The following is a 17,791-nucleotide window of genomic DNA, read 5'->3' as shown; positions in this document are numbered from 1 at the left end:
AGAGAAGCTTCTCGCTTCTCTTTTTTATTAAAAATCCGTAATTAACTTTTCTTTTAACTCGCCTACGGATAAAGGTTTCGCATAATAAAATCCTTGTACATAATCACAGCCCATGGATTGTAATAAACTTTCTTGCTCTACTGTTTCTATCCCTTCAGCAACTACTGATAAATTTAAACTATGAGCAATTTCAATAACAGATTTTACAATCGTTCGCTCTGGTTGTGCGTAATCATAATGAAATTCGCGAATAAAATTACGATCAATTTTTACTATATCCAGTGGTAGTTGTTTTAAATAATATAAGGAAGAATAACCCGTTCCAAAATCGTCTAAAGCAATTAAAACGCCCATATTTCTTAATTCTTGTAATGTAGCAATAATATAATCAAAATGCCGAACAGCAATACTTTCCGTTATTTCTAAAATTAAACGATTCGGAGGAAAACCAGTTCGCCTTAAAATGCTACGTACAGACAAAATAAAACGCTTTTGCATCAATTGTTGTATGGATAAATTAACAGATAACCTTAATCCTTCTTGGTAATCTGGCAATGTTTTAAACAAGCGACATGATTTTTCTAATACCCAGTCTCCTAATTTTATAATAAGTCCAGACTCTTCAGCTACAGGGATAAATTCGCTTGGTGAAATAGGCCCGTCTTCTGTCATACAACGTACTAAAGCCTCAATACCAGTATATTTCTTCGTTTTCAAATCAATAATAGGTTGCAATGCCACGTCTAATTCTTCATCACGAATTGCCTTTTGCAAAGCAAATTCAATTTTCATTCTACGGTTTATTTTCGCACGTAACTCATCTGTAAAGAAACACGCAGCGTTTCTTCCTTGCTCTTTCGCACTATACATAGCTAAGTCCGAATTTTTTAATAGTGTTTCCACATCTTGTCCATCTTGTGGATATGAGCAAAGTCCTAGACTAGCTGAAATGTATACTTCATGATCTTCAAGCATAAAGGGTGCCTGAAAACATGACAACACAGATGTCGCTAACTGCCCCATCTCATCTTGTGTATAATTTTTTGTTAACAGCACAAATTCGTCGCCACCCAGCCTAGCCAGAACATCTTTCTCTCCTAGCACATAATGCAACCGTGAAGCAACTTCGCTTAAAAGTAAATCTCCTATCATATGACCTAACGTATCATTTACTAATTTAAAACGATCCAAATCAAAATAAATCATGCCAAATTCTTTTTTCTCGGCAATCATCTCATTAACAGTCGTTATTAACTGCAAACGGTTCGGTAGACTCGTTAAAGCATCATGATATGCAAGTTCCCTATAACGACTTTCGCTTAACCGTAATCTCTGTTCTGCTTCTTTTCTACTACTAATGTCATTTCGGATCGCAATAAATTGATATGGCTCTCCTTTTTCATTTAAAAATGGAACAATTGTTGTTTTAACCCAATAATATGTACCATCTTTCGCTCGATTCCGAATCTCACCTCTCCATACTTTTCCATTCAAAATACGCTTCCATAAGTTTTGAAAAAACGCTTTCGGATGATATCCTGAATTTAAAATACGGTGATCTTTTCCAATTAACTCTTCTCTTGTATATTTGGAGATTTCACAAAACTTATCATTTACATATGTAATAAGACCTTTTCGATCTGTAATTGCAACAATTGAAGACTCATCTAATGCCAACTTTAAATCTCGCAATGAAGAGTCATATAATGCCTGACCTCTTTGTCCTAGCATGCGCATCTCTCCTTGCTTCCTATCTAACTAAAACACAACTTGTTTCTTTTCATAGAAATAGAGACATTTCACTTTTTAATAATAGCCCTTTACATAAAACATATTTTTAAATAGGCCGATTAAAATAACATAATATTATTTGTAATAAAAAGCAATATAATACCGTTTCAATTATAATTAGTAGCTTCACATTTCTCTAATTATCTTGTCTTATTATACAGCATTCATTCTCTTGCATTCCTTTAACTAGCTCTATACAACCTCTATTTCCTACTAACTCCGCTCTCATCTAACCTTTTCGTTTTAATAGCAAAATAGAAGTTAGAACATACTATACAACTATTCACGAATAATATAAAAATCTAAATTGGTATATACGTTATTGAATTACAATAATAAAATATTAACATATTTCCATCTTAATTTTGGAAGTATTTTATAAATAAATACATTATTAAACTAAAAAAAGAGGATAGCCTCTTTTTTAGTTTAATATGGATATGGTATTTGCTGATAACCCGGGTATGGTGCTGGATATGTTACCGGGTACGGTGCTGGATAATAGCCTCCACTTGCTGCACCCGTTAATGCACCAGCTGTAAGCCCGCCTAACACTCCTCCAGCAAAACTTCCAGGGAAAAACCCACCGCCCCATGAGCCGCCACCGCCGCCCCATCCACCACCGTGATGATGATGATGGTGATCATAATGATGGTGTCCACCATAATGATTATGTCCGCCATTATGATGATGCCCTCCATGATGATTGCGATAATACAATCCGTTATTTTCTATATAATGCATTATTCCCCTCTCCTTTTCAATTTTCTCACCTTAATAGATGTTGTATGAATAATACGGATTTTGTTGGTAAGCTGCATAATAAGAATAACCTAGGTAATACGGATAACCATATCCAGGGCTTAATCATGAATCTGCTACAAATCCAGGAAAGAAACCTCCTTCAAAAAATGGTGAATGTCCAAAGCCGCCATGACCAAAACTACCGACTGGGCGACCGTATATTTTATTCATCCCCCTTTTCTATTTAAAAACGTAACAATATACTGTATGTAGGACAAATGCGGAAAGTATAGGGAAATACCTATATTTTGTAAAAAACAGAAAACACTTTATAATGAGGAGGTCAGATTACATCTTCTATTTAAGAAGTCTATATTTAAGAAAGATTAGAGGAATTATATAGAAATGAAGAAACCTATCGTTCAATTATTATTAATATTTACAATTGTATCTATCGTTCTTTTCCTATTAAATACATCATTTATTTCGTTATATACGTTTGTCGGTGCTCTATGGTCCATCACAATCGTCGGAATTTCATTCGTTATTTTTATCGAAAATAGATCTCCACAAAGTACCTTAGCGTGGTTTTTAGTATTAGCACTTCTTCCTGTTGTAGGTGTGCTTTTATACTCTATTTTCGGGCGTAGCCGCTGGAGAAGAAAAAAACATCTCCATCGTTCAGAAGAACAAAGAAAATTATTCCGTGAAATTTTAGAAGGAAGACGACTTGAACTATCACTTAAAGCTCCATTACATGAACGTTCTATACATTTAACAGAAGTCGTACAAAAATTTGGAGGCGGTCCTGCCGCAGATAGAACATCTACAAAACTTTTAACAAACGGAGATCAAACATTCTCAGAAATTTTGCAAGCTATCGAGCATGCGAAACATCACATACATATTCAATACTATATTTATAAATCTGATGAGATTGGTACAAAAGTTCGAGATGCTTTAATAAAAAAAGCAAAAGCTGGTGTTATTGTACGGTTCCTTTATGATGGACTCGGAAGTAATACGTTAAGAAGACGGTTTTTACATCCTATGAAAGAAGCTGGAATTGAAATTGTCGAATTTGATCCTATTTTTTCAGCTTGGTTACTTGAAACAGTCAATTATCGCAACCATCGAAAAATCGTTATTGTAGATGGAGAAATTGGTTTTACCGGGGGACTCAACGTCGGTGATGAATATCTTGGCCGTTCAAAAAAATTCCCCGTTTGGCGTGATAGTCATTTAAAAATAGAGGGAAAAGCGTTATATAAATTACAAGCAATTTTTCTAGAAGACTGGCTCTATGCCTCTAGTGGTTTAAATACTTATTCTTGGGATCAATTCATGAATAGACAATACTTCCCAGGTAAAGAGATTTCAAATGCAGAAGGTGCTGTTCAAATTGTAGCGAGTGGACCAAGCTCAGATGATAAAAGTATTCGTAATACATTATTAGCTGTTATGGGCTCTGCAAAAAAATCTATTTGGATCGCTACACCATACTTTATTCCAGATCAAGAAACTTTAACATTATTACGCTTAAGTGCAATTGCCGGAATAGATGTGCGCATTTTATATCCAGGTAAAAGTGATAGTATTATTAGCGATCAAGCATCCCAATCCTATTTCACTCCACTTTTAAAAGCTGGGGCTTCCATTTATAGTTATAAAGATGGGTTCATGCACGCAAAAATTGTACTCGTCGATGATAAAATTGCAACAATCGGAACAGCAAATATGGATGTACGCAGCTTTGAATTAAATTATGAAATTATTAGCGTACTGTATGAATCAGAAACCGTTCATGATATTAAGCACGATTTTGAAGAAGACTTTAAGCATTCCACTGAAATTAAATGGAACTCGTTCCAAAAAAGAAGTATCAAAAAAAGAATATTAGAGTCCTTTATGCGACTCATTTCTCCATTACTATAAGCAATCAGTGTATTATTGATTGCTTTTTCTTTTATATTTGTCCCCTCTCCTTTTCTTTGCATACCATATTAAAACAAGTTATCATAAGATGTATTACTTTATGAAAATAATGTTAGGTGGGAAATACATGTTAGAACAATTTCATATACATGCTGATTTAAAACGACAGCTTTCATCAATTCACGAAAAGAATAAACAAGAAGCTGGCGCAAATGCACATTTAATCGGTACAAAAATATATAAAGCATCTGATAACAGTATCATCGAAGATGCTATTACTGCCCTTCTTCTTGGTAAAAACATTCTATTAAAAGGACCGACTGGTAGTGGTAAAACGGTACTAGCGGAAACTCTTTCGTCTTTATTCCAAAAACCAATGCATAGCATTAACTGTTCTGTTGACTTAGACGTAGAAGGTATTTTAGGATACAACACACTACAAACGAAAGATGGCGCATCTGAAGTTACATTCGTTAACGGCCCTCTTATGAAAGCTATGAAAAACGGTCATTTCCTATATATTGATGAAATCAATATGGCAAAACCTGAAACGTTACCACTACTTCACGGTGCATTAGATTACCGTAAAATGATTACAAACCCATTTACACAAGAAGTTGTATACGGTGATAACGAATACCGTGTAATCGCTGCAATCAATGAAGGTTACGTTGGAACAAGTGAACTAAACGAAGCATTAAAAAACCGTTTCGTTATTATTGAAGTTCCGTACATTCAAGGTGAAACATTAAAAGAACTATTATTAGCAGAATCCAAATTAAAAGATACTGCAACAATTGAAAAGTTCGTTGCATTTGCAAGCGATCTTATGCCTTTAGCTCGTGATGGACGTGTAAGTGAAGAAGCAGCAAGTATTCGTGGTATTATCGACGCATGTGATTTAGGCGTATATATTCCTGTTATGCGCGCTATTGAGCGTAGCATTATTGCAAAATTAAATGATGAAACAGAACAAATGACTGTCCGTGAATTAGCAGAAAGTTATTTCTTTGAGGGATAATTCATGAGACAAATTTTTAGTGACAAGAAAATTGATGCGTCGCTGTTTCTACAAATGGAAAACTTAATGTATGCCCTTCTAAAGGAAGATGATGCCTACCTTGAATATGGCTATAAAGCATACTACGACGAAATTGAAAAAAAGGTTGTCATTAGTCACTTTTGGGATGATCGAAAAGAAGAAGATACAGTAATCGGATTAAAAAGCGAAGTGTTCTTAAAAGCACTTGGTAATAAACATTACTCGGACATGACTTTCATTCGTTCTTATGCAATTGAATTGCAAGAGTCGCCTCTAAAAAAGTTTTTAACGCAATTATTTGTTCTATTAGAAGATTTACGTGTCGAGGAAATCGTAAAAAAAATACGCCCTGGCACAAAGCATATTTTTAAACGCCGAAAAGAAATGTACCGCAACTATTTCAGTTCACAAAATGAAATCAATCGTGTTCGTAACTATCACGGTGATCGCCTGTTTTGTCTATGTTACCTTTCATTAACGAGCGATAAATATGAAATGTTTAATAATGAATATTTCGAGCAAATTGAAACGATCTTGCATGAAACATTCCAAGCTCGTAATACAGAAGATATTATGTATATCGTTGAGAAAATCCGCTACCGTTTAGAGGAGCTTCTTGAAAGTGATATGCTTAACAATTATTTCGGACATGCACCACTCTACTTATCTGTTCTTGCAGATGAGAAAGACAGTCGCACCGAAAAATTAGCAAATGATGATACGCAAATCGTTGACGATGAAAATAAAAATAAAATTAATGAAAGCTTCTCGACATGGCATCGTGAAAATAAAAACAATGAAAACGAAAACTTTTTACGCTTCGAATTAGAAAGTGGAACAAAAACAAATATGATGGGTGATACTGCTCGCGAATCAGAAGATGGTGATCAGGCACTTGGTTCTGTACAAGGTACTTCGCAAAAAAGTACACACTCTAATTTTGATGGTGCTGATACAGAGGAAGCGAGAGCATCTCACGCTTCTAGTCAAAACGAAGGTGTATACGGCAAGTATAATGTGGGAGCTTCCCATACATTTAAAGAAGCACGTAAGCCAAACCCTGACGAGAAAAAAGATTACCAAACCATCAAATCCGTCGTTAATAAAGATGTAAAAGAATTAAAGAAAATTATCGAAAAAACAATTGAAAACAAAACGAATGCAAATAGTGATAAATATTACGGAAGACTTCGTAAGAAATTCCTTCGTATATATACAGAAAAACAGCCGCGCATGTTTTATAAAAAAGGACAAGAGTCACAAGAACTCGATGTTGCATTCCAACTGTTAGTCGACTGTTCTGGTTCTATGTATAACAAAATGGAAGAAACGAAAAAGAGTGTTGTACTATTCCATGAAGCATTAAAATCATTAAAAATCCCGCACGCTATTAGTGGATTTTGGGAAGATGCTTCTAGCGCTAAACCTGAAGATAAACCGAACGTTATCCACGAAGTTGTAACGTATAAAAACTCAACGTTACCAAACGTCGGTCCAGAAATTATGCAACTTCGCGAAGAGGAAGATAACCGTGACGGATATATTATTCGTATCGTCTCTGAAAAACTTGCGAAAAGACCCGAAAAACATAAATTCCTACTAGTCTTCACAGATGGTGAGCCTTCTGCATTAGACTATCAACAAGATGGAATTTTAGATACGCATGAAGCTGTTAAACTCGCGCGTAAAAGTGGTATGGAAGTAATCGGTATCTTCATCGAAGAAGGAGAAGCTAAAGAAGCGACATATCAATTAATGAAGAATATTTATAATCATCACTTCTTAGTTGCAAATCACGCTGAAGATTTACGTTTGAAGATTAAACCACTATTAAAAAAGCTATTATTGAAGACGATTGAATAGAAACCAGGAGCCTTATGGCTCCTGGTTTTTCATTCACTCACTTTGTTTCTGGTTGAAACTTGTATGGAATGGCTACTTCTAATAATGTTTCGAATCCTCCGTCGTAGTATGGAAATCGCTCATTTGCGATTTTTCTATCCACCCACTCAATTGCGGAAATTTCATCTTCATCTTCTGCACGAAGTTCACCGGTTACCACTTTCGCTCGGAATGTAAAAAATAGTGCATGGTGTCCTTTCTTCTCAAAGAATTTCTCGTTTATTGCAACAAATCCACCTACCACAGCAGTTAATCCTGTCTCCTCTTTTACTTCCCTTACTAGAGCTTCCTCTAATGTTTCACCTTTTTCAACAGCACCACCTGGTAATGACCAAACATTTTGTTCTATATTATGTACCATTAATATTTTATCTCTTTCTTCATCATGTATTAGTGCATATACGACATCAACTCTTTGCATGTTGCTTTTCTCCTTCAATTAGCTCAGCCATTGTAAATAAAGAATGTAACTGCAATCCATCTTCTAATAAGTTTTCTCTTCCTTCTTTTGTTCGTTCAATCACACCTAAAACATGATTTACTTTCGCACCTAATTCTCTTAAATCTTTCGTACTTAATAATATTTGACCGCCTGTCGTGATAACATCTTCAACAACACAAACATTTTTCCCAGCAATATCAACGCCCTCTGCTAACTTACATGTACCGTACTTCTTCGCTTCTTTTCTTACAAATACAACTGGTATACCTGTTTGTAAAGATAATGCTGTCGCTACTGGAATTCCTCCCATCTCTAAACCTGCTAGTACTTCTGTTTCAGGAGGAATGTGCTCTTTCAATTGCTTTGCGATTTCTAATAGTAGTACTGGATTCGATTCGAATAAGTACTTATCAAAGTATTGATTTGATACTTGTCCTGATCGAAGCTTAAACGTTCCCGTTAAACGTGACACACTGTAAATTTCCTTTGCTAATTCCCATTTCTCCATTCTATCGCTCCCCTTTATGCACAAATTAACTCATTCTATCACATTTAGAATTATTTGTATATTTACAAAAATAAAAATAAAAGAGCCGATCCCTAAGAATCGGCTCTCCCTATTAATTCATTACTAACTCAGCTGTGAGCTTTTTTTTTAACTTAGCCAGCATGTCAGTTGTCATTTTGTCTAAATCATATTCTGCTTTAAAGCCCCACTCTTTCATTGCTGCTGTTGCATCAATAGAGTTTGGCCAGCTGTCAGCGATCGTTTGACGAGCTGGGTCTACAGCGTAATCCATTGTAAAGTTCGGAATGTGTTTACGAATTGATGCTGCGATTTGCTCTGGCTCAAAGCTCATTGCTGTAATGTTAAACGCATTTCGATGCACTAGTTTACTTGGATCAGCTTCCATTAATGAAATGATCGCTTGTAAAGCATCAGGCATATACATCATATCCATGTACGTTCCTTCTGCAATGTATGAGGTGTATGCACCTTTTTTAATCGCCTCATAATAAATTTCAACTGCATAATCAGTTGTGCCGCCTCCTGGAGGAGCTACGTAAGAAATTAAGCCTGGGAAACGCACACCGCGCGTATCAACACCGAATTTTTGATAATAGTAATCACATAATAATTCTCCTGCTACTTTGTTTACCCCATACATCGTAGTAGGACGCTGAATTGTATCTTGTGGTGTATTATCTTTTGGCGTTGATGGACCGAATGCACCGATAGAACTTGGCGTGAAGAACTTACAGTTTAATTCACGAGCTGCTTCTAAGGCATTTACAAGTCCGCCCATATTTAAATTCCAAGCAAATAGCGGATTTTTTTCCGCTGTTGCTGAAAGTAAAGCTGCTAAATGAATAATTGTATCCACTTCATTACGCTTTGCAATGTCATGTAATTTTTGTCCATCTGTTACATCTAACGTTTCAAATGGACCAGACTTTACTACTTCACTATCTGTTTCACGAATATCTGTTGCAATAACGTTTGATGCACCGTATACATCACGAAGTTTCATTACTAGTTCAGAACCAATTTGCCCTAAAGAACCGGTTACTAGAATTTTTTTCATTTTCCCCACTCCTCATTTGCAAGCTATTCAAAAGATGCCGTTACTTAAATGATACCCATTTCTTTCCCTACTTTTTCATACTTACGAATTGCTTCATCAAGCATTTCCTTCGTATGAGCTGCTGTAGGCATATTACGAACGCGTCCTGTTCCTTTAGCTACAGTTGGGAACACGATTGATTTTGCGTATACGCCTTCTTCATTTAGACGTTTACTAAATTCTTGTGTTAATACTTCATCACCGATAATACAAGGTGTAATTGGCGTTTCACTTTCTCCGATGTTAAAGCCAAGTTCTTTTAGCCCTTGTTTTAAGTAGCGACCATTTTCCCATAGACGATCGTGTAGCTCTGTGCTTTCCATTAAGATTTCAATTGATCTCATGCAAGCTGCTGCATCAGCGGGTGTTAAAGCTGTAGAGAATAAGAATGGACGTGAACGAACTTTCAACCAATCAATTAAGTTTTGTTTCCCTGCTACATATCCACCAATTACCCCAATTGCTTTTGATAATGTACCAATTTGGAAATCAACTTTATCAGAAAGACCGAAATGTTTTACAGTACCTGCGCCTTTGCCAAGTACACCTGAACCGTGTGCATCATCTACGTATGTCATTAAATCTAATTCTTCTGCAATCTCAACAATTTCTGGTAATTTTGCAATGTCTCCATCCATTGAGAAAACACCGTCTGTAATAACCATTAATTTATTGTAAAGACCTGATTCTTTTGCCTCGATTGCTTTTTTACGTAAATCTTCCATATCAGAATGTTTATAAACGATGATTTTCGCTCTTGATAGACGACTACCATCAATAATAGATGCATGGTTTAATTCATCTGAAAGAATCGCATCATTTTTATCCATAACAGCTGAAATCGCTGCCATATTACAATTAAATCCTGATTGATAAGCAATTGCTGCTTCTGTATGTTTAAACTTTGCAATTGTTTCTTCTAATTTAATATGCAAATCTAAAGTACCGTTAATTGTACGAACAGCTCCTGCTCCAACACCATACTTATGAATTGCACCAATTGCTGCTTCTTGTAAGCGATTATCAGTCGCTAATCCAAGATAGTTGTTTGAAGATAAGTTAATATATTCTTTTCCGCCAATTGTAATAATCGGTCCATTTGGACTTTCAAGCGGATCAATTACGTTATAAAGCCCCTTTGATTTTAAATCCTCTAAATTTTCTTCTAAAAATTTTGCAAGTGTTTTACTAGACATCGTGAAGCCTCCCATCGTTCATGTAAGCGAATTATTGTCTTAATAGTTCTAATAATCCCTCTACTAGCTTAACACGTTTTCAGAATTTATTATAGAAAAATAGTTTAAAGTAACCGCTTACAATTTTAGATTATATACGATTCATTACAAGAAATCTATCATTTACTTTTCATATTTGATAGAATTAAAAAAATATTTAAGGGGGCTTCAAACATGGCATTTACAGAATCTGACGTATATAATAACGAAGCATTTTTGGAACAATATATGAAACGAAGATATCGAGAAAATAGCCCGAATGAATCGATTGAAAAGCCAGCATTCTTTCAGCTCATTGGTAATGTACAAGGAAAACAAATTCTCGATTTAGGCTGTGGTGATGCTAAGTTTGGCAAAGAATTATTAGAAAACGGTTGCCACTCTTACACTGGTATTGAAGGTTCTCAACTTATGTATGAAAAAGCTAGAAAACAACTAGAAAATAAAAATGGATCTGTTCATTTTATAAACCTCAAAGACTATACCTATCCCCCTTCTACTTTTGATTTAGTAACATCTAGACTCGCCTTACATTATATTGAACATCTTGATATCATTCTTCAGCATGTATTTCAAACTTTAAAAACGAACGGAACCTTTATCTTTAGCGTTCAACATCCCATTATTACCTCTTCATTTGAAAGCTTACAAACAAGTGGCAAGAGGACGAGTTGGCTCGTCGATGATTACTTTAAAATAGGAAAGCGTGTTGAACCATGGATTGACCAAGAGGTTATTAAATATCATCGTACAACGGAAGGGTATTTCACATTACTACAACAAGTCGGATTTACGATTACAAGCTTAAAAGAAGCTACACCAAATCAAACCTATTTTCAGAGTGAAGAAGAATATGAACGTCGTTTACGGATTCCTCTCTTCCTTCTATTTTCTTGTAAAAAATAAAAAAGGAGATGAATCATTCATCTCCTTTTTCACCTCATTGCCTGAGCAACTTCTTTAACTAATCTTCTTCCTCTTCCGTGCGGGATACAAAGTGGTGTTCCAAACAAAGGATCCGTACTTATTTGACACTCCATTCGGAATACATCACGTACTAACTTCTCATCTACCACTTCTTCAGGCTTACCTTGTGCATATATTTGTTTATCTTGAATTGCTACAATATTATCTGCATAGCGGCATGCTAAATTTAAATCATGTAATACCATAACAATTGTTCGTTGTTCTGTTTCATTTAATTCGAATAATAAATCTAGTACTTCAATTTGGTGAGTCATATCTAAATATGTAGTTGGCTCATCCAGTAAAATAATGTCTGTATCTTGTGCAAGCGTCATTGCAATCCAAGCACGTTGACGTTGCCCACCTGAAAGAGCATGCACATCACGCTCAGCAAATTCTGTCATACCTGTTGCTGCAAGTGCCTTCTGTACCATTTCCTCGTCTTTTTCTGACCATTGCTTCAGCCAAGTTTGATATGGATAACGTCCTTGCTTTACAAGTTGCAATACTGTAAGCCCTTCTGGCGCTTGCGGTCCTTGCGGTAAAATTGCCATCTGACGAGCAATTTGCTTCGTTTGCATACTTTGAATTGCTTGATTATCTAACAAAATGTCACCAGCTGTTGGCTTTAATAATCTAGCTAGTGAACGTAATAAAGTTGATTTTCCACAACCGTTAGAACCGATGAAGATTGTAATTTCACCTTTTGGAATTTCTAAATCCAACTCATCAATAATAATTGTTTCACCATAAGACAGAGTCAAACGTTTCGTCTCCAATGCTTTTTGCATATTCATCTCCCTTTATGAATTCCGACTTTTATAAAGTAAGTAAATAAAATAAGGTGCACCAATTGCTGATGTAAATACCCCTGCTGGAATTTCAAGTGGTGTGAAAATTGTGCGCCCAATTAAATCTGCAGCGAGTACCAAAATTGCACCGACAATAGCTGCAACTGGGAGTAATGCACCGTATAAAGAACCAACTAATCTTCGCGAAATATGAGGTGCCATTAAACCAACAAACCCAATCCCTCCGGCAAAGGCAACCGCGCCACCAATTAAAGCTGTACTAAGTAATAACATGAATACACGCGACTTCGTTAAAGGAACACCGAGTCCTATCGCTATATCATCCCCTAGCTCTTGTGCATTTAAATGTCTAGCAGCGATAAAGGATATTACCGTTAAAATAAGCACCCAGGGCGCAAGTACCATCACGTTTTGCCATGAAGAGCCGTAAACAGTACCTGTAATCCATACATTCGCTTGGCTCGCTTGATAAATTGGCGCTAACAACATAAATAACGTTGTTGCCGCTTTCGTTAACGCCCAAAATCCAACACCAATTAAAACAAGACTAATCGGTGATAAACCATCATTTTTCCATGCAAATAAATATACAAAAAGCGCTACAATCGTCGCTCCAGCAAAAGCTGCTAGCGGCATATAATGAATGCTTACTGTTAGCGCATTGTTTTTATCACTAAATATAGCTAAAAAGAGTACAACTGCTACGCTTGCACCACCTGTAATTCCGATGATATCAGGAGAAGCAAGCGGATTTCGAACGAGCCCTTGTAAAATACAACCTGCTACAGCAAGTGCGATTCCTACAAGGATGGCGATTAAAATACGCGGCATACGAAACTTATTTACAACCATATTTGACATTGCATCGCCATTTCCGGTAATCGCTTGCCATACATCATAAGGAGCAATTTTCATATCTCCCATGCCTGCACTCGCAAAAAATAATCCTATTAAAACAACTAGTAAACTCACTAAAACGATACAAGCTCGTTTATACATTAAAAACGAGAAGCCGTCTGTTCCTATACGAAACGGGATATACTTCTTCATTTGCTAAGCCCTCTCTTACGTGCAATATAAATAAAGAATGGGGCCCCGATAAATGCTGTCATAACCCCTACTGGTACTTCTTGTGGCATAATGACGTATCTCGCTGCTATATCAGCCAAGAGTAATAATATTGCCCCTAACAATCCGCTATATGGTACTCTCCACCGATGATCTACTCCAACAAGAGCTCTTGCAAAATGCGGCGTAACAATTCCAATAAATCCAATTGGACCAGCAACCGCGACGGAACCACCTGATAACAATACAATTATGAGTAGTACCAATGATCTCATTAAAATTGTTCGTTGTCCGAGTCCCTTTGCAACATCTTCCCCCATCATTAATGTATTTACTTTCCCTGCCATCATAAGAGATGCAATCCAGCCTACTAATAAATACGGGAATACAGATTGTAAAATTTCTAACTTTCTTCCTTGCACAGATCCCGCAAGCCAAAATAATACTTCTTCCATCGCCTTTTCATTTAATACAAGTAACCCTTGTGTTAATGATGAAAATAAGGCACTGATTGCTACACCTGCTAATGTTAACTTAAGAGGAGTTGTCCCTTCTTTTCCTAAAGAACTAGAAGCAAATACAAGCACAGCTGCAATTGCCGCTCCTAAAAAGGCGATCCACGTGAAAGCTGATAATGACGTCACGGAAAAGAGTACAATTGCTACAACTATGAAGAATGCAGCACCTGAATTTAATCCAATAAAATCTGGAGAAGCAAGTGGATTCTTAGTTAAAGTTTGCATAAGACAACCTGCAATGGCTAAACTAGCACCAACACTAGCCGCAATTAGCGCCCTTGGAAGACGCACATTTTGAATAATAATATGTTCATTGGAACCATTAAAATGAAAAAAAGCATCTAACGCTAATTTCCAACTCGTATTTGTATATCCGAAAATAATACTTCCCCAAATACAAATAATGACTGCAATGATTCCAACAAATAATCCAATCCATTTTGCTTGATTTGTTTTTAATAACATGCAGCGTTTCCCCTTCAATGTATAATGATACGTTGTTAGTGTATTTCAACTTAATTCGCATTGTCAATAAAACTGATAATCATTTTCAGTGATATATATTGACAATCAGACAACAAAGCCTTAATATCATGCTTGCTATTGAAAAAAATTCTCAATATGTAGGGGGTACACAATGAATTTCACGCAAAAGAAATCGTTTACATTATTTGCATTTCTACTAGCCTTTTCACTTATTTTAAGTGCTTGTGGAAAATCAAATAACAAAGAAGAATCTACAAAAGAAGATAATAAAAAGGAAATGATTACTGTAGAACACGCAATGGGTAAAACAGAGGTTCCTGCTAATCCAAAGCGCGTCGTTGTCTTAACAAATGAAGGAACAGAAGCTTTACTTACCCTTGGTGTCACGCCAGTAGGCGCTGCTGAAGCACCTACCGGTAACCCATGGTATCCTCATACGAAGGATAAACTAAAAGATGTAAAAACTGTCGGTACTGAGCTTCAAGTTAATGTGGAAACAATCGCTTCCTTAAAACCTGACTTAATCATTGGTAACAAACTTCGCCATGAAAAAGTATACGAGCAATTAAAAGGCATCGCTCCTACTGTCTTTTCAGAAACACTGCGTGGTGAATGGAAGGATAACTTTAAACTTTATGCAAAAGCAGTAAATAAAGAAAAAGAAGGTCAAAAGGTTTTAGCTGATTACGAAAAACGTATAAAAGACTTAAAAGGCAAGCTTGGTGATAAAGTAAATCAAGAAATTTCTATGGTCCGCTTCATGCCTGGTGATGTTCGTATTTATCATGGTGATACATTCTCTGGCGTTATTTTAAAAGAACTTGGTTTCAAACGCCCTGGTGATCAAAATAAAAATGACTTTGCAGAACGTAATGTATCTAAAGAGCGTATCCCTGCAATGGATGGCGATATCATCTTCTACTTTACATACGATAAAGGTAATGAGAAAAAAGGTTCTGAATTAGAGAAAGAATATATAAACGATCCTCTATTCAAAAACTTAAATGCTTCTAAAAACGGTAAAGTATACAAAGTTGACGATGTCATTTGGAATACAGCTGGCGGTGTAATGGCTGCGAACTTAATGCTAGATGACATTGAAAAACGCTTTATGAAATAATTTTGTTCTAACCAGCTCCCTCTTTTATGGAGCTGGTTTTTTCATTCCACGGAAATGTCACATTATTTCATTTTGTATTTTTATTCCCAATATGTTATATTATAAAAGTAAATAGAGTATATTTTCTCTATATCAGAATAGATGTTCTAATCTAAATTTTCTGATTAATCACTTTTTTACTTCCATTTAGAATTCAATTACTACATTTGAAAACGCTTATTATCTCGTTTTCAGGGAAAAATACAATAACGGTTGAAGAAAAATAGAACTTTTTTAGAAATTTTCTTTCTATTTCCATATAATTCTATTGACTTCTAAATATTTTGTAAATTAAAATGATTACATAAATATCCGTTATACAGGATTAGGGGGAAACAAAAATGGATGCAGCTTTAAAATTAGACAAAGCTGGAGAGCAACAATCACCAAAAAAACATCCACCAGGGTTGTATTTGTTGTTCTTAACAGAAATGTGGGAAAGATTTAGTTATTATGGAATGCGCGGCCTTTTAGTTCTTTATTTGACAACTGCTGCTGTTAGTGGCGGGTTAGGATTTGATAAGGCATTCGCAGTGCAATTATATGGTACTTTTACAGCCGCAGTATATTTCATGCCAATTATAGGCGGATGGCTAACTGATCATTATATTACAAGACGTCATGCCATTACTCTCGGCGGAATTATTATGGCAATCGGTAACTTTGTACTATTCTCAATGAATACAAAAACAGGACTATTCCTTGGATTAGTACTATTAGTTATTGGTAATGGATTCTTTAAACCAAATATTTCTACACTGTTAGGTGAATTGTATGAAGAAAATGATTCACGTCGTGACAGTGCATTTACTATCTTCTATATGGGTATTAACGTAGGTGCTTTCTTCGCTCCACTTATTTGTGGATTTTTAGCAGAAGATTTCTTTAAAACAAGTGTTGATGGCGTTATGGTTATGGGATATAAATACGGATTCTTAGCAGCTTGTATCGGTATGATTATCGGACAAATTGTTTTCAACTTATTAGCTCCTCGCTACCTTGGTAAAGCAGGAACAACAGTTATTGGTAAAAAATCAAAAAATCAACCTGTAATCGAAAAGAAACCTTTAACAAAACAAGAAAAAAATCGCACTTGGGCAATTGTAATTTTAACTTGTTTCGTAGTATTCTTCTGGGCAGGATTTGAGCAAGCTGGTAGTTCTTTAACACTTTATACAAATAAATTTGTTGATCGTACCATTTTTGGTTGGGAAGTTCCAACATCTTGGTTCCAATCAGTTAACCCAGCATTCATCGTACTACTTGCACCATTCGTATCTATGCTATGGTTAAAACTTTCTAAAACAAAACGCGGTGATTTAAAAGTGCCAACAAAAATGGCATTAGGTATGATTTTACTAGGTATAGGTTACCTTGTTTTAACATTAGCAGTTCTAAAAACTGGTAGTAATGAAGCAGATATAACTGTAAAAGCAAACTTATTATTCATCGTTATCACTTATCTCTTCCATACAATTGGTGAGTTATTCTTATCACCAATCGGTCTATCAATGGTAAGTGCAATTGCTCCTGTAAAATTAGCATCATTACTAATGGGAGTATGGTTAGCTGGTACGGGTATGGCTAACTGGTTAGCTGGTAAACTTGCTTCCTTTACACAATCATTAGGATACCTTGAAGTATTTTCAAGTATCGGTATTATCGTTATCGTCTTAGGACTTGTACTCCTTCTCTTCTCTAAAAAAGTTGCGAGTATGATGGAATAACACACAAAAAGACGCTTCTAAAATTAGAAGCGTCTTTTTTATTATTTCTCCTCTAGAGCTGTCACGTCCACATGAACGCTCTCACCAGGATTAGATACGTCATACACTTGAGCACTTCCCTTCTGCTCATCACAGCTCTCAATCCATACTGGTACGCCCTCATATGTAACGTCAATTCTACTTGAAGAAGATAAGATTTGTTTCACACGTTTCACATCCATACTACTATCCCTCCTTTTTTCTTACTACACTCCTTTCTATTTTTTCTTTTCCTTTTAGAATATATTCCGTAAGGACGCATGTTGATTGATAGTCATTTCTTCCTCACATGCTAATATT

16 protein-coding genes and 1 pseudogene are annotated in these 17,791 nt (G+C 35.7%); 6 read left to right on the top strand and 11 right to left on the bottom strand.

From position 1 onward, the window contains the following. Nucleotides 1-27: 27 nt before the first annotated feature. From ACQKNR_RS21455 to ACQKNR_RS21445, 3 genes and pseudogenes are all read right to left on the bottom strand, one after another. Complete coding sequence (locus tag ACQKNR_RS21455; RefSeq protein ID WP_427320382.1) at nucleotides 28-1,731, bottom strand: putative bifunctional diguanylate cyclase/phosphodiesterase; 1,704 nt, start codon at nucleotides 1,729-1,731, stop codon at nucleotides 28-30. A gap of 489 nt (nucleotides 1,732-2,220) precedes the next feature. Further along, entirely contained in the window at nucleotides 2,221-2,535 is a 315-nt protein-coding gene (locus tag ACQKNR_RS21450; protein ID WP_427320380.1) for a cobalt transporter, read from the bottom strand. Nucleotides 2,536-2,565: 30 nt separating this feature from the next. After that, nucleotides 2,566-2,757: pseudogene (locus tag ACQKNR_RS21445) on the bottom strand (hypothetical protein). A gap of 183 nt (nucleotides 2,758-2,940) precedes the next feature. On the opposite strand from ACQKNR_RS21445, the gene ACQKNR_RS21440 reads away from it, so the two are divergent. The 3 genes from ACQKNR_RS21440 to ACQKNR_RS21430 all read left to right on the top strand — a co-directional run bounded on the left by ACQKNR_RS21440 (nucleotide 2,941) and on the right by ACQKNR_RS21430 (nucleotide 7,375). After that, nucleotides 2,941-4,470 carry a cardiolipin synthase gene (locus ACQKNR_RS21440; RefSeq protein WP_427320378.1) on the top strand — a complete coding sequence of 510 codons (1,530 nt, stop codon included), beginning with the start codon at nucleotides 2,941-2,943 and terminating at the stop codon, nucleotides 4,468-4,470. A gap of 127 nt (nucleotides 4,471-4,597) precedes the next feature. Then, on the top strand, nucleotides 4,598-5,491 hold the full coding sequence (locus ACQKNR_RS21435; RefSeq protein ID WP_427320376.1) for an ATP-binding protein: 894 nt from the start codon (nucleotides 4,598-4,600) through the stop codon (nucleotides 5,489-5,491). Nucleotides 5,492-5,494: 3 nt separating this feature from the next. Then, a complete protein-coding gene (locus ACQKNR_RS21430) occupies nucleotides 5,495-7,375 on the top strand; it encodes a vWA domain-containing protein (protein ID WP_427320374.1) in 1,881 nt (626 codons plus the stop codon). A gap of 37 nt (nucleotides 7,376-7,412) precedes the next feature. Here ACQKNR_RS21430 and ACQKNR_RS21425 read toward each other — a convergent pair whose 3' ends face one another. The 4 genes from ACQKNR_RS21425 to ACQKNR_RS21410 form a co-directional block, all read right to left on the bottom strand. Continuing rightward, nucleotides 7,413-7,835 (bottom strand): NUDIX hydrolase, encoded by a 423-nt coding sequence (locus tag ACQKNR_RS21425; RefSeq protein ID WP_427320372.1) that lies wholly within the window; start codon nucleotides 7,833-7,835, stop codon nucleotides 7,413-7,415. Beyond that, a complete protein-coding gene (pyrE, locus tag ACQKNR_RS21420) occupies nucleotides 7,822-8,364 on the bottom strand; it encodes an orotate phosphoribosyltransferase (protein WP_427320370.1) in 543 nt (180 codons plus the stop codon). The genes ACQKNR_RS21425 and pyrE overlap by 14 nt, the downstream gene beginning before the upstream one ends. Before the next feature lie 112 nt (nucleotides 8,365-8,476). Then, nucleotides 8,477-9,442: an L-threonine 3-dehydrogenase gene (locus ACQKNR_RS21415; RefSeq protein ID WP_193413514.1), complete on the bottom strand. Its 966-nt coding sequence runs from the start codon at nucleotides 9,440-9,442 to the stop codon at nucleotides 8,477-8,479. Between the two features lie 44 nt (nucleotides 9,443-9,486). Further along, on the bottom strand, nucleotides 9,487-10,677 hold the full coding sequence (locus ACQKNR_RS21410; protein ID WP_002174837.1) for a glycine C-acetyltransferase: 1,191 nt from the start codon (nucleotides 10,675-10,677) through the stop codon (nucleotides 9,487-9,489). A gap of 213 nt (nucleotides 10,678-10,890) precedes the next feature. Here ACQKNR_RS21410 and ACQKNR_RS21405 point away from each other — a divergent pair, with 213 nt between their 5' ends. Continuing rightward, the gene (locus ACQKNR_RS21405) at nucleotides 10,891-11,622 is read left to right on the top strand and encodes a class I SAM-dependent methyltransferase (RefSeq protein WP_427320367.1); all 732 of its coding nucleotides are present in this window, start codon (nucleotides 10,891-10,893) and stop codon (nucleotides 11,620-11,622) included. Between the two features lie 29 nt (nucleotides 11,623-11,651). Here the strand turns inward: ACQKNR_RS21405 and ACQKNR_RS21400 are convergent, their stop codons facing one another. Genes ACQKNR_RS21400 through ACQKNR_RS21390 form a run of 3 tightly spaced genes read right to left on the bottom strand, consistent with a single transcriptional unit; the run spans nucleotide 11,652 to nucleotide 14,545 of the window. Next, nucleotides 11,652-12,473: an ABC transporter ATP-binding protein gene (locus ACQKNR_RS21400; RefSeq protein WP_427320366.1), complete on the bottom strand. Its 822-nt coding sequence runs from the start codon at nucleotides 12,471-12,473 to the stop codon at nucleotides 11,652-11,654. 12 nt (nucleotides 12,474-12,485) lie between these two features. Next, entirely contained in the window at nucleotides 12,486-13,544 is a 1,059-nt protein-coding gene (locus ACQKNR_RS21395; RefSeq protein WP_427320364.1) for a FecCD family ABC transporter permease, read from the bottom strand. After that, nucleotides 13,541-14,545, bottom strand: coding sequence for a FecCD family ABC transporter permease (locus ACQKNR_RS21390; RefSeq protein WP_427320362.1), 1,005 nt, complete (start codon nucleotides 14,543-14,545; stop codon nucleotides 13,541-13,543). Before ACQKNR_RS21390 ends, ACQKNR_RS21395 begins: the two co-directional genes overlap by 4 nt. A gap of 172 nt (nucleotides 14,546-14,717) precedes the next feature. Here ACQKNR_RS21390 and ACQKNR_RS21385 point away from each other — a divergent pair, with 172 nt between their 5' ends. Both ACQKNR_RS21385 and ACQKNR_RS21380 read left to right on the top strand, forming a co-directional pair. Then, nucleotides 14,718-15,686 carry an ABC transporter substrate-binding protein gene (locus tag ACQKNR_RS21385; RefSeq protein ID WP_427320360.1) on the top strand — a complete coding sequence of 323 codons (969 nt, stop codon included), beginning with the start codon at nucleotides 14,718-14,720 and terminating at the stop codon, nucleotides 15,684-15,686. 380 nt (nucleotides 15,687-16,066) lie between these two features. Beyond that, entirely contained in the window at nucleotides 16,067-17,452 is a 1,386-nt protein-coding gene (locus tag ACQKNR_RS21380) for a peptide MFS transporter (protein ID WP_427320358.1), read from the top strand. A gap of 41 nt (nucleotides 17,453-17,493) precedes the next feature. Here the strand turns inward: ACQKNR_RS21380 and ACQKNR_RS21375 are convergent, their stop codons facing one another. After that, nucleotides 17,494-17,673: an acid-soluble spore protein H gene (locus ACQKNR_RS21375; protein WP_000382679.1), complete on the bottom strand. Its 180-nt coding sequence runs from the start codon at nucleotides 17,671-17,673 to the stop codon at nucleotides 17,494-17,496. Nucleotides 17,674-17,791: the final 118 nt, after the last annotated feature.

The organism is Bacillus sp. NPDC094077 (assembly GCF_050279465.1).
Classification (GTDB): domain Bacteria; phylum Bacillota; class Bacilli; order Bacillales; family Bacillaceae_G; genus Bacillus_A.
The sequence above is the reverse complement of the archived record's forward strand: the minus strand, read 5'-3'. Positions and strand labels throughout refer to the sequence as shown.